Here is a 20,292-nt window from a genome sequence, read left to right as displayed (position 1 = left end):
GCCCTACAGAAACAGGGAAAGAAACATGGTCGAGATGCGAAAAACCAGATTGGGCGGATTGCCGCCGCGCATGAAGATATCATCTTCAATGCGGGTCAGAACCCGGGTCATCAGCACTTCATAGCCCATGTTGAGGTGCCCGGCCGGATCGGCTTCGTTGGTGAGAAAATATAGATTTTGTTCGGAGTTGCGGCTGCTTTTAAGGCGCCAGTTGACTTGGTTGAGATTGCTGTGGAGACGTTTCAGCCTTTCCAGGGAAAGCTCCAGGCTGGTGAACATGGTTTGGTCGGGACCGGTCTGATTGTAGCCTTCATCGATGCTTCGGCGCAGCCCCAAGGCCAGCAGGGCGACGCGATCGGGATAGGTGGTGGCCGGATCGAAAACCGCGGTCAGAATTTCATGTGAGGCTCGTCGGTTCCAGGGCTCTGCCAGGGTTCCGTCACCATAAAAAACAGCGTTAAGTCTGGCCTCGCGTTTTTTAGGGTCGGGTTCGTATTTGGGGTTTTTCAGGTAGAGTCGTTGGCAGAGCGTTTCCAGACAGCGATAATGTTCACGGATATGGTGCTGGACTATGAGAACATCCGAAGAGGTCAGAATTCCTTCCATACCGCCTTTGGTTCCGCAACCGGCTAGGGCCAGCAGGATGAAGAGCAACAGTTTTTTTTTCATACCTTCACCCCCCTTGTTTCCTGAATTCCGAGTGCGAAAAAGCCAATCTCTGCCCATCAAGCTTCTTCTCATGGGTCCGTTTTACCTTGTGTGGCCTGCATGACTCAAAAATGATGGTTATGGGTTATGATGGTTATGATGGTTTTTTTGAGGATGTGGTTTTTATACCCTATCCGCTTTACCCGGCGCAAGCCGATTCTGGGTCTTACTGATAATATTAACCAATGCGATGGATCTTGCTTTTTCGGGAGGAATGAGTTTTGAAAAAGGCCTTGATTACCGGAGTCACCGGACAGGATGGCGCTTATCTGGCGGAATTATTGCTCAAGCAGGGGTATGAAGTTCATGGTATCAAACGTCGATCTTCGTCTTTTAACACCGCCCGGGTCGATCATCTCTATCGCGATCCGCATGAGAAGAATGTTCGTTTCACCATGCATTACGGCGACCTTACCGATGCCACGAATCTGATTCGTATCATTCAGGAGGTGCAGCCCGACGAAATCTATAACCTGGCGGCGCAAAGCCATGTTCAGGTTTCCTTTGAGACCCCGGAATACACGGCCAACAGCGATGCGCTCGGCACCCTGCGGCTGCTTGAGGCGATCCGTATTCTCGGTCTCGAAAAAAAAACTCGTTTCTATCAGGCCTCGACCAGCGAAATGTTTGGTTTGGTCCAGGAGACCCCGCAACGGGAAAGTACGCCTTTCTATCCTCGCAGCCCCTACGGTGCGGCCAAGGTTTATGCTTATTGGATCACGGTTAATTATCGCGAAGCCTACGGCATGTTTTCCTGTAACGGCATCCTTTTTAATCATGAATCCCCTTTGCGGGGGGAAACCTTTGTCACCCGCAAGATCACTCGGGCTGTGGCTCGTATCAAACTGGGTTTTCAGGAAAAGGTTTACCTGGGGAATCTTGATGCTCAGCGGGATTGGGGCCATGCTGCCGATTTCGTCCGGGCCATGTGGCTGATGCTGCAGCAGGACGAGCCGGATGATTTTGTCATCGCCACCGGCCGGACCCGGACGGTGCGCGAGTTCGTGGAAAAGGCCTTTGACGAAATCGGCGTTGAGATCGGCTGGCGTGGAAACGGCGTTGATGAAGTTGGTTTTGATAAAGCCAGCGGCAAGGTTCGGGTTGAAGTCGATCCCCGCTATTTCCGTCCGACCGAGGTTGATCTGCTGCTTGGTGATGCAAGTAAGGCCCTGGCGAAATTGGGTTGGGAGCCGGCGATCGGTTTTGCCGAGATGGTGGGCTCGATGGTTGCCGAGGACCTGCGCGAAGCCGAGCGCGATCACTATTGTCGGAAACAGGGGTTTCGCGTTTACACGCATGAAGAATAGCCGCTCGACGAATCATGGCCTGGGGTTAAAAAAAGGGAGGCTTTAGCCTCCCTTTTTTTGAGGGTGAAGTCGGGGCTTATTCGTAAGCCCCGGCGCCCATCGCGATCGTGGTCCCCGGAATCGTATAGATGTAGGAAGCTTTTTTGCTGGCCTGTTTTTCACCCGGTTTCGGCCACATGTAATGAGCCCAGCCTTCTCCGGCTTTGGCGGCCTTTAAAAGTTCGACGAAGATCATGGTTCCGTTAATGTCTTTTAAAGCCAGCAGATCCTTGCCGATCAGGCCGGGCTTCATGGGGTGAGCCAGAATGATCCCGTTTTCAGCGTTCATGGCGAAAACATAGCTGTCTTTCCAGACAAAAGGCCCGCTTTGGTCGTTGATGGCCTGAAAGGTGGCTTCCTCGCCTTTTTCATTGTACATGGCTACAGCCTTCTTGCACATGCTGATACACTCATCCGTGGTCGCGAAATCTCCGGCCAGGGTTATGCCGCTGCAGACGATAAGTGAAGCCGCCAGAATAATCGTTGCCAGTAAAATCCGTTTCATTTTCATGTTGTTCCTTCCTAGTGCTTGTTTTCAGGTTAAGGTTATTTTTTGGCCGAAACTGAAGTGTTCCTCATGTGTGTTTTTTTTCGAGCGGTCCTCCTTATGTTTTATATTTTGAATTGTCTGACGATTTTATCAAGTTGTGCAGCCAGTTGCGTCAGATCACTTGATTGTTGCTTGACCTGGGTGCTGTTATCGGTCAGCTCCCGGGTGGCGCCGGTCACCTCGGCAATCTCGGCGGCGATTTCGGCGGCCACGGTTGAACTCTGATTGATGTTATCGTTGACCTCGCTGAGATTTTCCGAAACCCCGACGATTTTTTCCGCGATTTCCCGGGTGGTGGTCGATTGTTCTTCGATCGCCGCCGCAATAGTGGAAACAATTTCGTTGACTTCGTTGACCTTGAGGGTTACCGCTTCGATCTCCTTGACGGTTCCTCCGGTCGAATGTTGAATGCCTTCGACGCGTTCCTGAATTTCATCCGCCGCCGCGGCGGTTTGCTGGGCCAGTTCCTTGATTTCGTTGGCCACGACGGCAAAGCCCTTGCCGGCTTCTCCGGCCCGGGCCGCCTCGATGGTGGCGTTCAGGGCCAGCAGGTTGACCTGCGAGGAGATCGAGGAAATCGATTCTATGACCTTGCCGATTTCCTGGGCGGCGGCCCCAAGTTCACTGACCTGGCGGTTGGCGTTGTTGGTCTGATTCACCGACTCGAAGGTGATGGCCCTGGCCTTGGCGGTGTTGCCGGCGATCTCGTTGATGACGGTGGTCATCTCCTGGATCGCGGTGGCCGACAGGTTGACATTTTCCGCCGCCTGACCGGTGGTTCCGGCGATGTTACCGGTGTTGCCGCTCATCTCCTCCGCCGCCGCCGCGACATTGTTGGCCTTGCTCAGAACCTGTTCGGCCCCGGCGGACATGCCGGTGGCCAGCTGGGAGAGCTGAGCGGCGGAGCTGTTCAACTGACTGACCTGGGCCGCGACTTCATTGATAATCGTCTGCACCTTGCCGATGAACAGGTTGAACCAGTGCGCCAATTCAGCGATTTCATCCCGATTTTTACTTTCCAGGCGGCTGGTCAGATCCCCTTCCCCCTCGGCGATATCCTTCAGCATGTTAACGGTGGTGTTGATTGGTTTGACGATGGCGATGATGATCATGACGCCGACGAAGATCATGGCCGCCAGGCCGAGCAGGGAGATTGCGGTCACGATCATGTTGCTGCTGCGCTTGCTTTGTTCAATGTTTTCCTTGGTCAGGTTGACAATACGGGTGGCAGCGACCTGAATCCGGCTGCCGTTGCTTTTTAATTCCCCCAGCAGTTTCTGTTTGGCGCTCCAGGTTTCAAAGAGGAGTTTTTCCTGTTCTCGGTTGTTCTTGATCAGGCCGTAAATTTTGCTCCAGGCCTGATTCAGATAGTCTGATTTGGCCAGCCCCAGAATATTGGTGAGTTCCTCTATCATCTTGTCCTGCTGTTTGGCAAAGGCCAAACTCCGCTTCTGGTAGGTTTCCACATCGGCAAAGATAAAGAGATTGAGGATGTTGACGGTTTTGCCGCTGTCAAAGGCAATAAAGTCCTTCATCTTTTCCCGCATCAGCTTTTCTTCGCTGGGGAGATATTCGTCATCGATGAGCAGGGCGGTTTCTTTGGCGTTGATCCGGTTGATAACCATCTGCAAGGCCTCGATGAGTTGGTCATCGGTGTTCTTGAACTTTTCCTGGATCTGGTTGAACAGGGTGAGCTTTGCTGAGGTTGTATGGAACATTTCGTCATGACCGCGGTTCAGGGTGGCGATGTCATCGGCGGCTTTCAGAATTTCCGGAACCTCACTGGCGGTTTTGATGGCTTCCAGGGTCTGGTTCATTTCTTCGTCCAGGGCCGCTATTCTGGGCAGGAGCTCATTGTCGCTGCTGCCGATGAAAAGCTCTTCCAGCATCATTGATTCGAGAATAATCTGCGAAATCTGCTGGCTGTACCGTCCGATTTCAATGTTGCGGTTTTTCTGATGATCGAAAAAGGTGTTGGTCGCGGTGCTGATCACCATGCCGGCAATGCCCAGCAGCATCAGTGAGATGATCTTTGCCTTGATACTGGTAAGTAAGGATGCTTTCATAGAATCTGGCTTCTTTCTGTTTTGAGGTGCACGTGGGTTGCGGGTTGATGGAGTGTTCTCGTGGCCGTTGGTTGGTGTCGTAAAGACTTTTCTGCTGACAAAGGGATTCATTCTAATGCAGCTGTTCCGAATATCATGTTTAGCTTTCCTTCGTCAATCAAGAGAAACCCCCTATTTATAAAAAAGTGTTACTTTGTTGTTCTCGCGGCTTGCCCTACGGCGCGACCAGCGTTTCTCCGGAGCGAGAGGTTGCCTTGGAACGCTCCGTTTAAACTTCTTTTTTAGAGGGCCGCGAGGTGGTGTGCAAGAAATTTAGATTGACTTGCGTTCGTTATGCAGCGTAATAGTTAGAGTTCCTTTGTCTATTCTGCCCCGCGCGTACAAACTCATATTCAACCGGGAAAATCAGCATATCCAGGTTGGCTGAATTGTTCGGGGACTGATTTGCAACCAGCGGAAGTGTCGTCCGGTGCGGGCCGAAAGGTGGCCTTTGGGTCGCGGGGCTTGCTCCCGCGTTAGAGATAGGTCGGGAATAGTGAAAAGAGCGGTCTTGTTCTGGGTTTTGCTCTTGCTGTTGTCTCCAGGGGGGGGCGCGGCCGCTTCGCCGCGGGCCGGAATTCCGTTTCTGAAGTATGAGGGCCTCGCCCGGATTCAGGAAAAAATCAGCGCCAACGGCTATGCGTTCACGGTGGCGGAGAACTGGCTGACCAAACTTCCCCGGGAGCAGCGGGAGGGGCTGCGGAGTCGGCGCCACGGGACTGAAATCCTGCGTCAGGCGAGCGGCGCCTGCAGTCTTGGTCCGCTGCGTGAATATCTTGGACGCCCTCTCCCGGAACGCTTTGACTGGCGTGACGTGATGGGGCGCTGCTACCTTGGCCCCATTCGCCAGCAGGGTGGTTGCGGAGCCTGCTACGCCTTCAGCGCCTGCGCCGCCGCGGAAGCGGTATATAATGCCGCGACCGGCAGTTGGAATGAGAACTGTATCGATTTTTCCGAAGCTTTTGTCGCTTTTTGCCTCTCAAAGCTTTATTCGGGATTTGATGGCTGCTATGGTTCCAATTATGAGTATGAAGAGCTGTCAGCACTGGTGCAAGATGGGGTCTGCGAGGAAAGGGTTTTTCCTTATGATCCGAAAAAAACGGGCTGTTCTCTTGAACTGCCGGTTGCCACCGTGCGTTTTTCCGCCTGGCATCGTCTGCCCTGTAATGATGTCGCTGCGATCAAGGCGGCGATTCGCTGGTTTGGCGCGGTGGATGCCTCGGTGTTGACCAACAGCGCTTTTGATGCTTATCACAGCGGCCTGTACGATGATGGCGCGACTGTGTGTGAGGATGTCTACAGCGGGGTCTGTTATTATGCGGTCAGTGATCACACGGTGGCCCTGGTTGGATGGGATGACAACGGTGGCGATGGTTACTGGATTCTGCGTAATTCCTGGGGAAAAGCCTGGGGGGAAGAGGGCTACATGCGAATTAAATATCGGGCCGCGCATGTTGCCTGCGCGGCCTGCTATCTGGTTTATGACGGTGCCTTGCTGGTTGAGCCGGAGGCTCCGGTTCTGGAAGACTGGCTGCCGCTGCTTCTGGACGAGGACTGAAAGTGGAAAATAACTTTGTGGATTTTGTAGCTGATAATAGGGAGGGCGGGTTATGAAGCCGGCAAAAAAAGATGGTTATCTGAAAACGGGCGGGCTTACCGTTGCCGGTTTGTTGGTGCTTTGGGGGATGTTTTTCTTGCTTTTTCTTCGCCCGCTGCCGGTGCTCGCCGAAAGCAGTTGGTTTACCTGTACGGTGGACTTGGCCGGGCCGGGTCCAAACGAGACCTTCGTGGCGTTGACCGATCTGGCCGCCGAGCCGGCGTTCGTCGGCAAATGGTTTTTACTGCCTCAGGAAAGAGCGAAAATGATGTTGGCGGTGGCTTTGGCTGCGATTAATGGAGGCCGCCAGGTGGTGGTCGTGGTCGATCCCGATGCAAATCTTTATCCGCAGATCACGGATATTTATCTGAAAGCCCGTTAGGAGCGCTCGTCTAGCTGCTCTTGTAGGCGGCTCGCAGGGCGCCCCAGTGACGTCCCTGAACCATGATCGGAGCCGAAATATCCTTCATCATGGCGAAATTGCCGCCCCCCATGTCACGTCGGTAAGCCTGCATCAGAAAACCTTCGCGGTTCCGGCCGGCGGCGAGGCCGACCCGGTCGTTAAACATTCTTTTGTTGCGGCAGTTGGCGGCATTCCAGACCGGGTCGTTGGGTTTCTGCGGTTGCGAGTATTTTCGGTTATGAACCGGGAGGTAGCCGTTGCTGTCGATCGCCACGGCAAAGATCAGATCCGGTTCTCTTGTGAGCAGGGTTTCCTGCAAATCGGGCAGCAGGCTCTCCAGAAAGTTCGTCGCCCTGGTTGTGAACTGGGGGGGATCGGTTCCGGCGATAGGCTGATAATCCTGATCAAAAAGGTCACGGCTTGAAATCCGGTTCTGCTCCAGAGCCTGAGTTAACCTTTTGCCGATTTCGGCGGCGCCTTGCATGACTTCATTGATGAAATGACTGTCCTTGGTTTCGACGCCGAGCTGGTTGGTGGTCAGGATCAGGCCTTCACCGAAATCGCGCAGCCGGTTGAGCTGGGTTCGGCAGGACTTGATATTGCCGCGGCTTTCTTCGAGACTGCGATCAAGCTTGCTCAGCCCTTCCGAGACCTGGGCGGCGCTGTGGGTAATGCTTTGCGTATGTCCGCCGATACTGGACAGTTCGGCGTTAACCTTGGCGACCGCCTCGGCAACCACTTCCAAGGCGGTGCCGATTTCCCTGGTTTCGGTCTGAACTTTGACTGAATCCTGATTGCCGCGTTCGCTTTCACTCTGGAGTTGTTTGATCTGGTTGTCGAGATTATCAAGGGTGCCGTCGATTTGCTTGGTGGCCTGGGCCGTCTGTCCGGCCAAGACTTTGACCTCTCCGGCCACGACGGCGAAACCTCGTCCGGCTTCGCCGGCCCGGGCGGCTTCAATGGTTGCGTTCAGAGCCAGAAGATTAGTTTGCCCGGCAATGGTCCGAATGGTCTGGGCGGCTCGGCGAACTTCTCTCAGCGCCTGGACCAGATTTTTCAGGGTTCCGGCAATCGATTGGACCGAGGCGGCCAGGTTGTCGATCTGATTCAGGGAGCTGTCGATCTGAGCGCGTGAATTGCGCAGATCCTGTCCGGCGTTGCCCGCTACTTCGATGCCGTTGCTGATGGCCCCGTTGATGGCTTGGGTGTTTTCCTGCATAACCAGGGTGGCCTGCCGAAGCTTGTCGAATTCCGTCGCCTGTTGTTCGGTCTGTTCGCCGATACTGTCGACCTCCCCGGCGATGTCGGCGATGTCGATCACCATTTTTCCGGCATCCTCGGCGACTTTTTTTATACGATGTTCTATCTCGGAAGAAAAATTGTTGTCCACAGATTTGTTTTCGATGTCCATAAATCCACCTTCTCTCGCTGTATTCTGGTGAAAATACTTCTCTGGTCTGTTGTGAACCTGTTTTATTCTGGCAGTTGTAGATAATTTAATGCCATACCTTAATGACGCTCTTTTTGTCAAGTCCATATTCAGTAAAAGGATATGCTGGATTTTGTGAGGCGAGCGGTTCTGGCTCCGGTTGCAATTGATGGTACACCAGGCGAGACCTTGGCCGGCGAAATAATGATGCCCCAATGATGCACCGAGGTCTGGGGTCTTTATGTTATGTTTTCCGGGGTGGAGGCGCAGGTTTTGCCGGGGGGCTTGGGAGAAAAGGAAAGCGGATCTGTTTTTTATCAGCCGGTCGCTTTCGGCAAACGGCGTCGCGGTCTAGAAGCGGGCCGCGATCGGCATGCGGCGGCCGCAGCCGAAGGCTTTGCCGGTGACCTTCAGGCCGGGTGAAGCTTGGCGGCGTTTGTATTCATTACGTTTTATCAGGGTTATGATGCGCTCTATCGTGTCTGTGGCAAAACCGGTGCGGTGCCTGATTTCCATTTCGTCAAGCCCCTCGTCAATGTAGAGTTCGAGAACTTGGTCGAGGAGGTCGTATGGGGGCAGGGAATCAAGATCTTTCTGGTCTGGTCGCAGTTCTGCCGAGGGTTCCTTGTCCAGGGTGGCGGCTGGAATTATCTCCCGGTTGCGGTTGAGATGGAACGCCAGTTTGTAGACCATGCCCTTGGGTAAATCGGAAATCGGAGCCAGGCCGCCGCACATGTCGCCGTAGAGGGTACAGTAACCGACTGCCAGTTCGCTTTTATTGCCGGTGGCCAGCAGCAGCAGGTTGAATTTATTGGCTACCGCCATTAACAGATTACCGCGAATGCGGGCCTGAAGGTTTTCCTCCGCCAAGCCTTCAGACGTACCGGCAAAGATATTTTCAAGGCTGCTGCGGTAGCCTTGAAAAATGGTATCGATCGGTAAAACGTCAAAAGCGATGCCTAGATTTTCCGCCAGGTGGAGAGAGTCCGCAACGCTGCCGGGCGAGGAATAGGGTGAGGGCATGGTGATGCCACGGACGTGGCCGGCGCCCAGGGCCTTGACCGCCAAGGCGCAGGTCAGGGCCGAATCGATGCCTCCGGAGAGGCCGATGACGGCCCGGTTAAAACCGCATTTTCGAAAATAATCCGAAATCCCCAGCACCAGGGCATTTTCCAGCCGATCGAGTTCGTCTTCCCGGCACTTTCGCCCGAGTTTGGGGGCAGGGCAGGTTTTTAGCTCACAGGAATTAACATAAATAATCTTTTCAATGAATTGCGGGGCTTGTTCCCAGATTTCCCCGCTCGGGGTGATGGCCAGGCTGCCGCCGTCGAAAATAAGTTCATCATTGCCGCCGATCTGGTTGACCATCAGCAGGGGCAGTTTGAGGCGGCGGCATTGCCGGCAGAGAAGTTCGGCCCGCAACTCGTCCTTGCCGAGATAGTAGGGAGAGGCGGAAAGGTTGATGAGCAGGGTCGCACCGGCCTGACGCAGCTGCAGCAGAGGATTTCGATCGTAAAGTGGCTGGTGGTCGCCGTCGGCTTCATTCCAGGCGTCTTCGCAGATTGAGATGCCGATAATCTCATCCCGCCAGGAAAAGGTTCGGACCTTATCCGCAGGTTCGAAATAACGGGTCTCATCAAAAACATCGTAGGCCGGCAACAGGCTTTTGGCCTGAACAAAGAGGAGCTCTCCCGCCGCCAGGAAAAAAGCACAGTTATGCAGCCTTTTGCCGCTTTGATGGTGAGCCCGGCTGATGCCGCCCACCAGGATGGCGGTTTGCGGGCGGGTAGCGGAGATCCTTTTGAGTTTCTCCAGGCTCTCTTCGCAGTTGTTGATGAAGGCTTCCCGTTCCAGGAGATCGCGCGGGGGATAGCCGGTGAGAAAGAGCTCGGGGAACAGCAAAAGGTCGGCTCCGGCCCGTTGGCTTTCCTCCAGACTGAAACGTATTTTTTCAAGGTTGCCGTCCAGGTCGCCGACGGTGGGGTTAAGCTGGGCCAGAGCTATGTTCATGTTTTTTGCAACCTGCTTATTTTTCGACTCGGTTACGTAGATCAAAAACCAGGGCCAATCCGGCGATTGCCAGGGCGTGGCGCAGTCGGCCCTTCATGATCGCCTCTCTGATCTCGTTGATTCCGGCGGTGATGACGGCGATATCTTCGCCTTCATCCGGGTTGACGGGGTGTTGTTTCTCGACATCCTCGGCCAGCCAGTGGTGGCAGAGATTATTGAGGATGGCCGGATTTGGTTCGCTGGCTCCGAGGTAGGTCCATTTCTTCGTAGCGTAGCCGGTTTCTTCACGCAGCTCACGCCTGGCCGCCGCGCCGGACTCTTCCCCGGAATCGATGACCCCGCCGGGGATTTCAACCGTGACCGTGCCGCTGCCGAAACGAAACTGTTTGACCAGAACAACCTCGCGCTGCGGGGTCAGGGCGACGACGTTGACCCAATCACGGGAATCAAGAATCAGGCATTCCAGGGACTTGCCGTTACGCGGATTAAGCCTTTCTTCAAAGCGACTGGCAAAAAGTTTGAGATCGGGTCCGGGTTTATGGTCGAGAAGTTTCCATGGTTTGGGGTCGTCGGCTGAATTATGCATGGTTTTCAGAACAGTCTGGGCTGGAGCAGCTGGGGACCCTCAATGCCGGGAAAGGTGATCGGATATTTGCCGGTAAAACAGGCATCACAGAAACAATGCTGACAGTTGACCACCTCGGTTAGGTTCCTGCTGCTGATATAGCCGAGAGAGTCGGCGGTGATATAGCGGCGGATGTCATCCACCGTATGACTGGAGGCGATCAGTTCCTTGCGGGTCGGGGTGTCGATGCCGTAATAGCAGGGGTAGTCGGTCGGCGGTGAGCTGATCCGGACATGGATTTCCCGAGCCCCGGCCGCACGGATCATTTTGATGATTTTCCGGGCCGTGGTCCCGCGGACGATCGAGTCATCGACCACGACGACCTTTTTCCCAGCGAACATGCTTTTGATGGCGTTGAGTTTGATTTTGACGCCAAAATGGCGGATCGACTGGCTGGGTTCGATGAAAGTGCGTCCCACGTAGTGGTTGCGGATCAGGGCCAGTTCAAATGGAATTCCGAGCTCCTGGGCATAGCCGATAGCCGCCGGAATGCCGGAGTCCGGCACCGGAACCACCATGTCGGCGTCGATCGGATGTTCCCGCGCCAGCAGACGACCCAGTTTTTTGCGGACATCATAGACCGTGTCACCAAAAACGATGCTGTCTGGCCGGGCAAAATAGATATGTTCAAAAATGCAGTTGGCTGTTTTGCAGGGCGGAAAAGGATGGTATGATTTGAGTTTCTGACCGTTGATGACCAGAAGCTCTCCGGGATCAATCTCGCGCACAAATTCAGCTTCGATCAGGTCGAAGACACAGGTTTCCGAGGCGACGACCCAGGTTTTATCAAGTTTGCCGAGAACCAGAGGGCGAATTCCGTATGGATCGCGGGCTGCGATTAGGCGATCATGATTCATGAAGATCAGGGAATAAGCCCCGCGGACTCTTTTCAGAGCGGCGGCAATGCCTTCAACAAGGTCGGGCTCCTGGAAACCGGCGATCAGGTGCATGATGACCTCGGTATCCATCGAGGACTGGAAGATCGAACCTTTCTTGATCAGATCATGCTTGATTTTTTCAGCGTTGACCAAGTTGCCGTTGTGAGCGATGGCCAGGGTGCCATGCGCATAGTTGATCATGAACGGCTGGCTGTTGCTGAGCAGATTGGCTCCGGTTGTCGAATAGCGGACATGACCGATGGCGGTCCTGCCCGGCAGACGGCTGATAACCTCCTGAGGGAAGATGTCGGCCACCAGTCCCATCGCTTTATGGGAATAGAAATCAAGGCCGTCGGTGGAGATGATACCGGCACTTTCCTGCCCCCGATGCTGCATCGCGTAAAGTCCGAGATAAGCCAGATTGCTGGCTTCCGGATGATCGTAAACGCCGATTATTCCGCACATAGATTAGTGCTCATTGGTCTGTTGCTGAGATTGGTTAAAAAACGGCTCCCGGTCTGTGCCGGAAGCCGGGAATGCGGCTATTTTGCCGGATTCATATGCCAGATGCCGCAGGGACAAACGGCCACGCAAAAACCGCAGTCGATGCAGAGTTTTTCGTCAACGACATACCGGAATCCGCCGTTGTCGGTTTCCAGACGACTGATCGCGCCCCGAAAACAGGCCTCTTCACAGGTCGAACAGTCACGGCAGGTGCCGCAAGACAGACAGCGCAGGGCTTCACTGTCTCCGTCTGCAGCCTTTTTTGCCGGTCACGTCCGTAATATTCGGCCCGAATCCGGCTGTAATCAATCATCTTGCTCTTGCCGGACTCCGGTAGCACCCCATCGAAATCGGCAATGACGGCCTGAGCCGCGTGGCGGCCGGCACCCAGGGCGTGAGTGATCAGGCCCGGAGCCGTGACATCGCCGACGGCGTAAATCCGGCTCTGATTGGTGCGCCCCCACTGGTCGATCGTCAGGTAACCACGTTCACGGGCCAGACTTGCGGGCAGATAGTCGAGTTCCGGGCTTTCGCCGATTGAGATCAGCACCGCGTCGACATCGAGATGGCTGCCGTCTTTGAAATAGATCTTCTTCTCGCTTTTGACGTAGCGATCGGTGAATTTCGGGTAGAGAATCCTGGTGCCGCGAGCCCCCGCCATTTTCTGCTCTTTGCCGAAACTGGCGGGGGCCTGAATGTCAACGGCGATGACCGAGGCCGCGCCCAGGTTATAAGCTTCGACAGCGATATCCATGCCGACATTGCCGGCCCCGATAATGACCACCTGCTGACCAGCCATGCGCATGGGTTGCCGGTTATTGATCGCCTTCAGAAAAACAATCCCGGGAATGACATCCTCGTAGCCGGGAAAGGGAATCATACGTGGGGCATGGGCTCCGCTGGCCAGAATCACGGCGTCGTGTTTTTTGACGATTTCCTGATATTTCTTTTGATCGACAAGGGTACCGGTTTTTATTTTGATGCCGAGGGAGCGCAGGCGCTCAAGTTCCCGGCCCAGAATTTCACGTGGCAGGCGATCCTCTGGAATGCACTGATAAATTTTGCCACCGAGTTCGTTTTCACGTTCGTAAATCGTCGCTTCGATGCCTTCCAGGGCCAGTTTCCAGGCGGCCGCCAGGCCGGCCGGCCCCCCGCCGATAACCGCGACTTTTTCCGGCCGGGCCGCGGCCCGGCGCGGTGCCGGGGTTTCCAGGCTGAGGCTGTCGAGAAAACCGATTTCAACCGCTTCCTGCAACAGCACTCCGCGGCTGCGGGCCTCCATGCAGGGGTTGGGGCAGACCTTGCCGCAGACGGTGGCCGGCAGAGGAGAATATTCCAGCACCAGGGAGAGCATCTCTTCCAACCGGCCTTCACGGATCAGTCGTGTGCGGATCTGGGTGGGAATGTCGGTAGGGCAGTTGTAAGCGCAGGGTGCGCTGTAGTGGTCATTATTCCAGGTCGGATAAAAACGCCGATCCGCGCCGGAAGCGATATAAGGAACCAGACTGCGTTCTTCGATGGGCAAAAGTTCTCCCACAATGCCGCCTTTGCCGACTTCGTGCTCCCAGGTGCCAAGCCGAAAAGCCGGTAGCGACAGCCGTTCACCGCCGAGATCGCTTCTTTCTTCCGGGGACAGGGCGACAATCTTCTGCCAGGCGTCGCGATGGGTCAGCTCCTCCAGGTAGGAGAGGCGGTCGATTGCTTCGAGATAGGTCGGCAGGTTAGCGGTCAGCCAGGCCCAGTCCTGATCATTGAGTCTGTCGATGCGACTGTCCTGGCGGCTGTGATTTTCGGTTTTGCCGCAGAAGTAGATGGTACCGCCCACCATGCCGACGCAGGGACGATAGCCGAGAATGTTATCCGGATGGCGAGGATTGACTCCGCAGACGACGGCGATGCCGCCGGCCTTGAATTCGGCGAACGAATCACCGACATCGCGAAAATACCAGGACTGCAGAGGTTCAAAGCGCGGATTGTATTTGGTCATCGTGTCGCAGCGAGCCCCACCGCCGCCCTGGACATATAAAATTCCCTGGGCTCCGGCGTTGTGCGCGCCGTTGGCGACATCTCCTAAAACCGTGATTTTGGCTCCGCAGTTAAGCCAGCCGACATCGTCCGAGCAGGAACCATTGACCAGAATTTCCGTGCCCATCATGCCCATGCCGCCGAGCCGCTGGCCGGAGCTTCCTTCGACGATCAGTTTTTTATTTTCCGGTGTCGGTCGCAGCCGTCCGCCGATGCCGTGCTGACCGTCGGCATAAATCTTAAGTTCACGGCGGCCGCTTTTGACCGCGGCCTGAATTTTCTCTTCCAGTTCCTTCGAGGAGATTCTTTTATCGATTACAATGCCGCTGATTTCGTGCATCGTCAAAATCCTAGATCAAAAATTTGCTTAATTTTCAGCCCGGTTTCAGAGCGGGCCGGGCTCGTCGGGCCGGCTTTTCTCTGCTTACGCCTAGCAGGCGTAACTAATGTGTAGCTGCTCGGCAATCGCTTTTTCTCCAACGCTCAAACCGTCCGACATGCCGATCGGCAGCTGGGTGCTGCGGCCCATCGGGACGAAAATCTTTTTGAGCTCCGCGTCAGCCGCCTTGAAGATGTCAACCACCCGTTCAGCGACCTTGTCGGGGTCAAGCCGCCGATAAAGGCGCGGATCCTGAGTGGTGATGCCCCTGGGGCAGCGGCCGAGGTTGCAGAGGTTGCAGTGGTTTCTTTCGTCTCCGAGACAACCGGCGGCGGCCTGCATGATATACTTGCCGCAATCCACGCCGGAGGCGCCGAGCATGATCAGGGCCGCAGCATTGGCGGCCAGAGACCCGGTTTTGCCGACCCCGCCGGCCGCAAACAGGGGAAGCTCGTTCTGACGTCCGATTTTGACCAGATTGAGATAGCATTCACGCAGGTTGGAAGCGATCGGATGCCCCATTTTATCAACCGAAACATTATAGGCCGCGCCGGTGCCGCCATCCTCGCCGTCAATCGTCAGGGCCGCGGCAAAAGGGTTGCGAGCCAAATTGTTGAGGACCGCAGTCGCGGTTTTGGTACCTGAAATCTTGGGATAGACCGGAACCCGGAAACCAAAGGCCATCGACATTGAAGTCAACATCTTGGCCACGGCTTCCTCGATTGAATATTTGGTCTGATGCGTCGGAGGTGAGGCCAGGTCGATTCGGGTAGGCACGCCGCGAACCTTGGCGATCAGGTCAAGTACCTTAAAGGCCATCAGCAGGCCGCCGTCGCCCGGTTTGGCCCCCTGACCGTATTTGATCTCGATGGCGGCCGGGTCTTCCTTCATCTCGGGAATAGCGTGGATAATCTCGTCCCAACCGAAATAACCGGAGGCGATTTGCAGGATGAAGTATTTGAGGAAACGCGATTTCAGAAGCCGTGGCGGCATGCCGCCTTCACCGGTGCACATCACTACCGGCAGGTTTTCGACCTCGTTGAGGTAGGCGACTCCCATCGCCAGTCCTTCCCACAGGTGGGGAGAAAGCGCTCCAAAGGACATGCCGCCGATGCGAATCGGAAAGATTTCGCGAACCGGCGGAATATAGATTGATTCGTCCAGGCCGAGTTCGTCATCCCTGACGATGAGCGGCATGTTTTCCGGAGATAGGTTGCGGCCGAGCAGGGTACGAATATGAAATTCGTGGCGTCCGGCGTCCAGGGCCGGGTCGGTGAGCATCGAGATGCGGGTAAATTTCAATTTATCCAGGGTGGAGGTTTCGGTGCTGTTGCGCCGACCACCGCGTTTATAGGGGCTGCCGCCCTGGTTTTTATGGAAGGCGAATTTATTGGCGTCGTTATATTCAGGGAAAATTGCATTGTTGGGGCAGACTTGAGAACAGACCCCACAACCGACGCAGTAGCGTTCGATATCGGTGACCTGCCGAATGCCATGACCGACCCGGCGCACCGTCTGCGGCAACGGCAGCGGCCCTTCGGAACGCACCAGACGCTGGACCAGGACCGCGGGCTCGATCGCTTTTTGCGGGCAAACCGCGGTACACTGGCCACAGCGCGCACATTTATCGGCGTCCCAGCGGATTATATAGGGCAGCTCTTTTAAGGTCAGTTGACCGTTGACATCGAGCCGTGTCTTTGATTCCATATCTTGATCTCCTTGGCATCTTTGCTGATCATGGCCATATCATATTTCATGGGAAAAACATCTTTATTGCGATCCCGATCCGGAATGACCGTGTCAATACCGCAGATCTCCGACATCAAGGCATACTTGCCCGGGACTCCGCCGATGGCCCCGGGCCGCAGCTTTTTGGCATCCTGGACCATGAAAACCGTGCCGTCGATATCCGTGCCGATCACGCAGTTGGGGCCGTCAATGGTCAAAGGCCTTAATACCCTTTTGATCAGTTCAATGGCGTTTCTGTCGCTGCGCTCCTCCATCTCCCGGTTAAACAGGGGGGTGATCACATCCTTGTAATATCTGAGTGGGAACTTGAGTTTTTCACGGACAAAATGGAGAATATGGCAGAATACTTCCGAGTCACTGCGATAGCCAACGTAGCCGGGAAAATTCCGGCTGGTGAGAAATTCACGAATCGGGACAAAGGCCGTGTTCTCGCCGTTGGTCATGGTCGAATAGCCGCCGATGAAAAAGGGATGACAGGCGTAGAGGTTAATGGCGTAGTTGGTGTTCTGGCGACCCTGGGCGAAGATGTTTTTGGCGAGCAGAGGTTTATGGTCAAGGCCGAAAAAAAGCCCGATATCGAGGGGGTCCCCGACTTCTTTCAGGGTGATCAGGTCGGGCCAGAAGGAGAAGATGATGATTGAATCATCTTCCTGGCCCATTTTCTGTAGTTCCAGCCTGGTTTTCAGCAGCAGAGTGTGTTTGACCTCGGCTCCGGCATCCTCGACCTCTTCCGGATATTCATAGGCTCTGGCAAAATAAAACCCCCGGGCTTTAAGACCTCCCCGATAATTTTTGATACGTGGATTCCAGAGGTGTTTGGTCTTGAAGCCAAGCTTTACCATGTATTCATCCATGACCCGCAGGCCCTCCTTGCTGCAGATGCCGGAGAGGATGGGAAACTCTTTCAAACCAAGAAACCCTCCGCCCAGGTCTCGCAGAACCAGGCCGAGGCCGGAGCCGTCATGCCCTTCCTTCATCGTTTCCAGGGCCATGATATTCTCCATTGGGGAGAAGTAACTGTCTGAAATTATGGCCCTTAGCCGGCACATTGTAGATTTCTCCTTGTATCGGATATGAACTGAAAAGAATCGCTGGTAAAAAAAGGGAAGCTCTATAGTAGTTTTTGTTGCTTTTGTCAAACCAGACAAAAAGGCTAAGTTGGTTTTTTATTTTTTTATTCTTTCGTTTCGAGCAAGCTGTCGGCATAAAGATTTCGCGGATCGGCATAACCTGGCAGGTTGCTGAAGACCGGGCTCGCCGGCAGGAAAAAACGAAGCCAGTGTGTCGGTAAACGGGAAAACCGGAGCACGGTGCCGGCCTGTTGGAGAATGTTTTTGTAAAAGGACAGGCCTTTTTCCTCGGCTTGCAGATAGAAGGCGTCTGCCGGCTTGAGACCGACCCGGGCTGCGGCCGCGCTGACGGCGTCGGCCAGTGATCCGAGATGATCAACCAGGCCCAGGGCCTTGGCCTGGCGCCCGGAAAAGACCCGGCCTTCCGCGGCCCGCATGACTTCCTGGGGATTTAAGTGCCGGCCTCCGGCAACAATTTCAAGGAAACGCTGGTACCCTTGATTGACACTTAGTTGCAGAGCCCGGGCCCGGGCTGGAGGCAGGGGTCGGGTTGGGTCGAGCTGGCCGGCGGTCGCGGTGGTGCCGAAGCCGTCACTGTGCAGTCCCAGGGCGTCGAGGCTGCGGTCGAAACCCGGCCAGGCCCCGAAAACCCCGATGGAGCCGGTCAAGGTGCTGGCCTCGGCCCAGATTTCATCGGCGTCGGCGGCAATCCAGTAAGCTCCGGAGGCGGCCAAACCGGCCATTGAAACCACGATTGTTTTGCCGCTTTCTTTGAGATTCAGAAGCTCGGCCCGAATGATTTCCGAGGCCGTCAGACTCCCGCCGCCGCTGTCCAGGCGCAGGACGATGGCCTTGATGCCGGCATCTTCGCGGGCCTGGCGCAGAAGTCTTGTTAAATTCCCGGCCCCGAGCAGATGGCTTGGCTGATGGCCGGGCATGATTGTGCCTTGGGCGCTGATGATGGCAATCTTTTCAGAGGTGCGGGGACGGGTGAAGGATTTTTGACAGCTGCGGCTGTAATCTTCTCCCGCAATGTGGTTGAAGTCACCCTTGCCTTTATCGTTGCCCATGATTGCCGCCAGATAGCGTTGTTGCTCGGGGCCGGTCAGAAGACGGTCGACGAGGCCAGCGGCCAGGGCGGCGCGCGCGGCGTGACCTTCCTGAAGCAACAGGTGTCGGTCGTAGTTTTCAAGATAGTCCAGAACGGCGCCGACGCTGATTTGCGGGCGTCCGGTCTGAATCAGCTCAAGGGCGATTTGCCAGAGATCCTCAAGCCAGAATCGGCTCGCTTCCAGATCTTCCGGCGATATACTGTCGCGGATGAAAGGTTCAAAAGCGGATTTGCAGGCGCCGGCACGAAAGAGGTGGAAATCAATCTTCAGTTTTTCCAGGGCGCTTCCGGCATAGAGGCGAAAATTGGAAAAACCTTCCAGCTCGACCCCGCCGATGGGGTTGAGAATGATCTCGTCGGCCTGGCAGGCCAGTAAATAGTGCTTCTGAGTAAAATGATCGGCGACGGCGATAACCTTCTTGTTGCGGGCCTGAAAATCTTTGAGGGCGCGGTTGATGGCTTCTATCTGACTTAAATTTATTCGTCGGATGTGCTCGGGTTTGAAAACCAACAGTGGAATCCCGGGGTCGGCGGCGGCCCCGGCGATAACGTCTATGATTTCCTGGAGTGGGGTTTCCTGCAGCTCCGCGAATTCCTGGCGCAGCCAGGCCTGCAGGGAATCGCCGGGGGGTGGTCTGTCGCTGATCCAACCGCGGGGTTCAAGGATCAGGGCGGCGGGTCTGGGCGGGCTGATTTCCCCACGGAGGCTGAAAAAAAAACAGAAAATAATGCTCATGAAGGCGATAAAAAGCAGGTTGGCAACCAGTCTGCGGCCGAAATTAATCATCTGCCAGAAGGCAACGCAGGCTTTGCCGGCAAAGCGAAGAACTGTTTTCATGTTGTCTGGAAATCCTTGAGTTTGGGCCGATCCGCGAGCCTTTATAGGGGGAATGACAGCGAAAAATCACCCTGTCGGGTGCGATTGGCCGTAAACAAGCAGAATGTGATAGCTGTTTGAAGGTTGTTTGCCAGATCGGCTTAAACTCTTAGCTTTATTATGAGCGAGATGTCAAGTGCCAATCCGGGTCCGGACGAAGGGGACTCATGCGTCTGAGCTGAAAAAGGCCACAAACTGATCATCGTTGGGGGAGCTAACCTGTGGTTTGAAGGAAGGACGAACTGCTTTTTGCCGCTGATCGTCGGCAGCTTCAAAATCCTGAAACAGTCGACGATCAGCGGCTTAATCTTGGCGGCCGAGCGGGTTTTATCAGCCTTTCAGGATCTGTTTGGCCGAGTCATCCATGACGTCGGTCAGAAAGGGGATGCCGGTGACGGCTTCGGTTTCCCGGTTGCCGGAAAAAAGTTCATTCCGGGTGATTTCGTTGATATTGAACTTGCGGGCTCCGGCCAGCAGCTGCTGGAGTCCGGCGGCCAGTTTGTCGGCCAGTGTGAACATGGCGATGGCGCCGTAGGGAATATGCTTCATTTCATCCGAGCCGACCTTTTTCTCGACCTCATAATAACCGGCAAAGATTTCATCGGCCGAGCGCCCGTACTGGGCGACATTGGGCGGTAGGGCGTCCCAGTTGCCGCTTAAGCGCTGCCGCTGCTCCGGTTTGACCACCCCTTCAATATTGGCTCCGAGGTAGTTTCCATCCGGGAACGATAAGTGATTAAAAATATTATAAAAATTATGTTTTTTGCTTTATATTTTCATGGCGATATGCTATGTACTTTGGCGGTAAACAATTGATATCATTGAAAACTTATCCTCCCGGGAGCAAATAAATGAGAGTCCGCAAAACCAATCAGAGAGACCTCTTTTCAGTCACATTACGGCATGACATCGGTAAAGAGCTAGAG

At 55.0% G+C, this 20,292-nt stretch carries 15 protein-coding genes; 3 read left to right on the top strand and 12 right to left on the bottom strand.

Going from position 1 to position 20,292, the window contains the following annotated elements:
• Positions 1–3: 3 nt before the first annotated feature.
• A complete protein-coding gene (locus ENN66_08935) occupies positions 4–669 on the bottom strand; it encodes a hypothetical protein (protein HDS16710.1) in 666 nt (221 codons plus the stop codon).
• A gap of 260 nt (positions 670–929) precedes the next feature.
• Between ENN66_08935 and gmd the strand changes: the two genes are divergently transcribed.
• A complete protein-coding gene (gmd, locus tag ENN66_08930; protein ID HDS16709.1) occupies positions 930–2,015 on the top strand; it encodes a GDP-mannose 4,6-dehydratase in 1,086 nt (361 codons plus the stop codon).
• Between the two features lie 76 nt (positions 2,016–2,091).
• On the opposite strand, the gene ENN66_08925 is transcribed toward gmd, so the two are convergent.
• On the bottom strand, positions 2,092–2,565 hold the full coding sequence (locus ENN66_08925; GenBank protein ID HDS16708.1) for a hypothetical protein: 474 nt from the start codon (positions 2,563–2,565) through the stop codon (positions 2,092–2,094).
• Positions 2,566–2,666: 101 nt separating this feature from the next.
• Positions 2,667–4,781 carry a methyl-accepting chemotaxis protein gene (locus ENN66_08920; GenBank protein ID HDS16707.1) on the bottom strand — a complete coding sequence of 705 codons (2,115 nt, stop codon included), beginning with the start codon at positions 4,779–4,781 and terminating at the stop codon, positions 2,667–2,669.
• A 424-nt stretch (positions 4,782–5,205) separates the two neighbouring features.
• Between ENN66_08920 and ENN66_08915 the strand changes: the two genes are divergently transcribed.
• Both ENN66_08915 and ENN66_08910 read left to right on the top strand, forming a co-directional pair.
• Positions 5,206–6,267, top strand: coding sequence for a hypothetical protein (locus ENN66_08915; GenBank protein HDS16706.1), 1,062 nt, complete (start codon positions 5,206–5,208; stop codon positions 6,265–6,267).
• A 52-nt stretch (positions 6,268–6,319) separates the two neighbouring features.
• Positions 6,320–6,688, top strand: a complete 369-nt coding sequence (locus tag ENN66_08910) for a hypothetical protein (GenBank protein HDS16705.1) — start codon at positions 6,320–6,322, stop codon at positions 6,686–6,688.
• Positions 6,689–6,698: 10 nt separating this feature from the next.
• Here the strand turns inward: ENN66_08910 and ENN66_08905 are convergent, their stop codons facing one another.
• From ENN66_08905 to ENN66_08865, 9 genes are all read right to left on the bottom strand, one after another.
• On the bottom strand, positions 6,699–8,246 hold the full coding sequence (locus ENN66_08905; GenBank protein HDS16704.1) for a methyl-accepting chemotaxis protein: 1,548 nt from the start codon (positions 8,244–8,246) through the stop codon (positions 6,699–6,701).
• Between the two features lie 243 nt (positions 8,247–8,489).
• Entirely contained in the window at positions 8,490–10,148 is a 1,659-nt protein-coding gene (locus tag ENN66_08900; GenBank protein HDS16703.1) for an NAD+ synthase, read from the bottom strand.
• Between the two features lie 16 nt (positions 10,149–10,164).
• The gene (locus ENN66_08895) at positions 10,165–10,734 is read right to left on the bottom strand and encodes an NUDIX hydrolase (protein HDS16702.1); all 570 of its coding nucleotides are present in this window, start codon (positions 10,732–10,734) and stop codon (positions 10,165–10,167) included.
• Positions 10,735–10,739: 5 nt separating this feature from the next.
• Positions 10,740–12,116 (bottom strand): amidophosphoribosyltransferase, encoded by a 1,377-nt coding sequence (locus tag ENN66_08890; GenBank protein HDS16701.1) that lies wholly within the window; start codon positions 12,114–12,116, stop codon positions 10,740–10,742.
• Between the two features lie 91 nt (positions 12,117–12,207).
• Positions 12,208–14,520 carry a 4Fe-4S ferredoxin gene (locus ENN66_08885; protein ID HDS16700.1) on the bottom strand — a complete coding sequence of 771 codons (2,313 nt, stop codon included), beginning with the start codon at positions 14,518–14,520 and terminating at the stop codon, positions 12,208–12,210.
• A 90-nt stretch (positions 14,521–14,610) separates the two neighbouring features.
• On the bottom strand, positions 14,611–16,266 hold the full coding sequence (locus tag ENN66_08880) for a 4Fe-4S dicluster domain-containing protein (GenBank protein HDS16699.1): 1,656 nt from the start codon (positions 16,264–16,266) through the stop codon (positions 14,611–14,613).
• Positions 16,227–17,357: a glutamate synthase gene (locus tag ENN66_08875; protein HDS16698.1), complete on the bottom strand. Its 1,131-nt coding sequence runs from the start codon at positions 17,355–17,357 to the stop codon at positions 16,227–16,229. The genes ENN66_08880 and ENN66_08875 overlap by 40 nt, the downstream gene beginning before the upstream one ends.
• 125 nt (positions 17,358–17,482) lie before the next feature.
• The gene (gene sppA, locus ENN66_08870) at positions 17,483–19,327 is read right to left on the bottom strand and encodes a signal peptide peptidase SppA (GenBank protein ID HDS16697.1); all 1,845 of its coding nucleotides are present in this window, start codon (positions 19,325–19,327) and stop codon (positions 17,483–17,485) included.
• Positions 19,328–19,696: 369 nt separating this feature from the next.
• Complete coding sequence (locus ENN66_08865) at positions 19,697–20,053, bottom strand: hypothetical protein (GenBank protein ID HDS16696.1); 357 nt, start codon at positions 20,051–20,053, stop codon at positions 19,697–19,699.
• Positions 20,054–20,292: the final 239 nt, after the last annotated feature.

The organism is Pseudomonadota bacterium, from assembly GCA_011049115.1.
In the GTDB taxonomy this organism is placed as follows: Bacteria; Desulfobacterota; Anaeroferrophillalia; order Anaeroferrophillales; family Tharpellaceae; genus DSCM01.
Note: the sequence above shows the minus strand (reverse complement) of the source record. Positions and strands in the feature narration are given on the sequence as shown.

Bases quoted from the DNA above. Each gene is read 5' to 3' on its own strand.
- ENN66_08925 (HDS16708.1), bottom strand. From the start codon at position 2,565: ATGAAAATGAAACGGATTTTACTGGCAACGATTATTCTGGCGGCTTCA.
- ENN66_08910 (HDS16705.1), top strand. From the start codon at position 6,320: ATGAAGCCGGCAAAAAAAGATGGTTATCTGAAAACGGGCGGGCTTACC.
- ENN66_08920 (HDS16707.1), bottom strand. From the start codon at position 4,781: ATGAATCCCTTTGTCAGCAGAAAAGTCTTTACGACACCAACCAACGGC.
- ENN66_08875 (HDS16698.1), bottom strand. From the start codon at position 17,357: ATGTGCCGGCTAAGGGCCATAATTTCAGACAGTTACTTCTCCCCAATG.
- ENN66_08890 (HDS16701.1), bottom strand. From the start codon at position 12,116: ATGTGCGGAATAATCGGCGTTTACGATCATCCGGAAGCCAGCAATCTG.
- ENN66_08885 (HDS16700.1), bottom strand. From the start codon at position 14,520: ATGCACGAAATCAGCGGCATTGTAATCGATAAAAGAATCTCCTCGAAG.
- ENN66_08900 (HDS16703.1), bottom strand. From the start codon at position 10,148: ATGAACATAGCTCTGGCCCAGCTTAACCCCACCGTCGGCGACCTGGAC.
- ENN66_08935 (HDS16710.1), bottom strand. From the start codon at position 669: ATGAAAAAAAAACTGTTGCTCTTCATCCTGCTGGCCCTAGCCGGTTGC.
- ENN66_08895 (HDS16702.1), bottom strand. From the start codon at position 10,734: ATGCATAATTCAGCCGACGACCCCAAACCATGGAAACTTCTCGACCAT.
- sppA (HDS16697.1), bottom strand. From the start codon at position 19,327: ATGAAAACAGTTCTTCGCTTTGCCGGCAAAGCCTGCGTTGCCTTCTGG.
- ENN66_08905 (HDS16704.1), bottom strand. From the start codon at position 8,246: ATGGACTTGACAAAAAGAGCGTCATTAAGGTATGGCATTAAATTATCT.
- ENN66_08880 (HDS16699.1), bottom strand. From the start codon at position 16,266: ATGGAATCAAAGACACGGCTCGATGTCAACGGTCAACTGACCTTAAAA.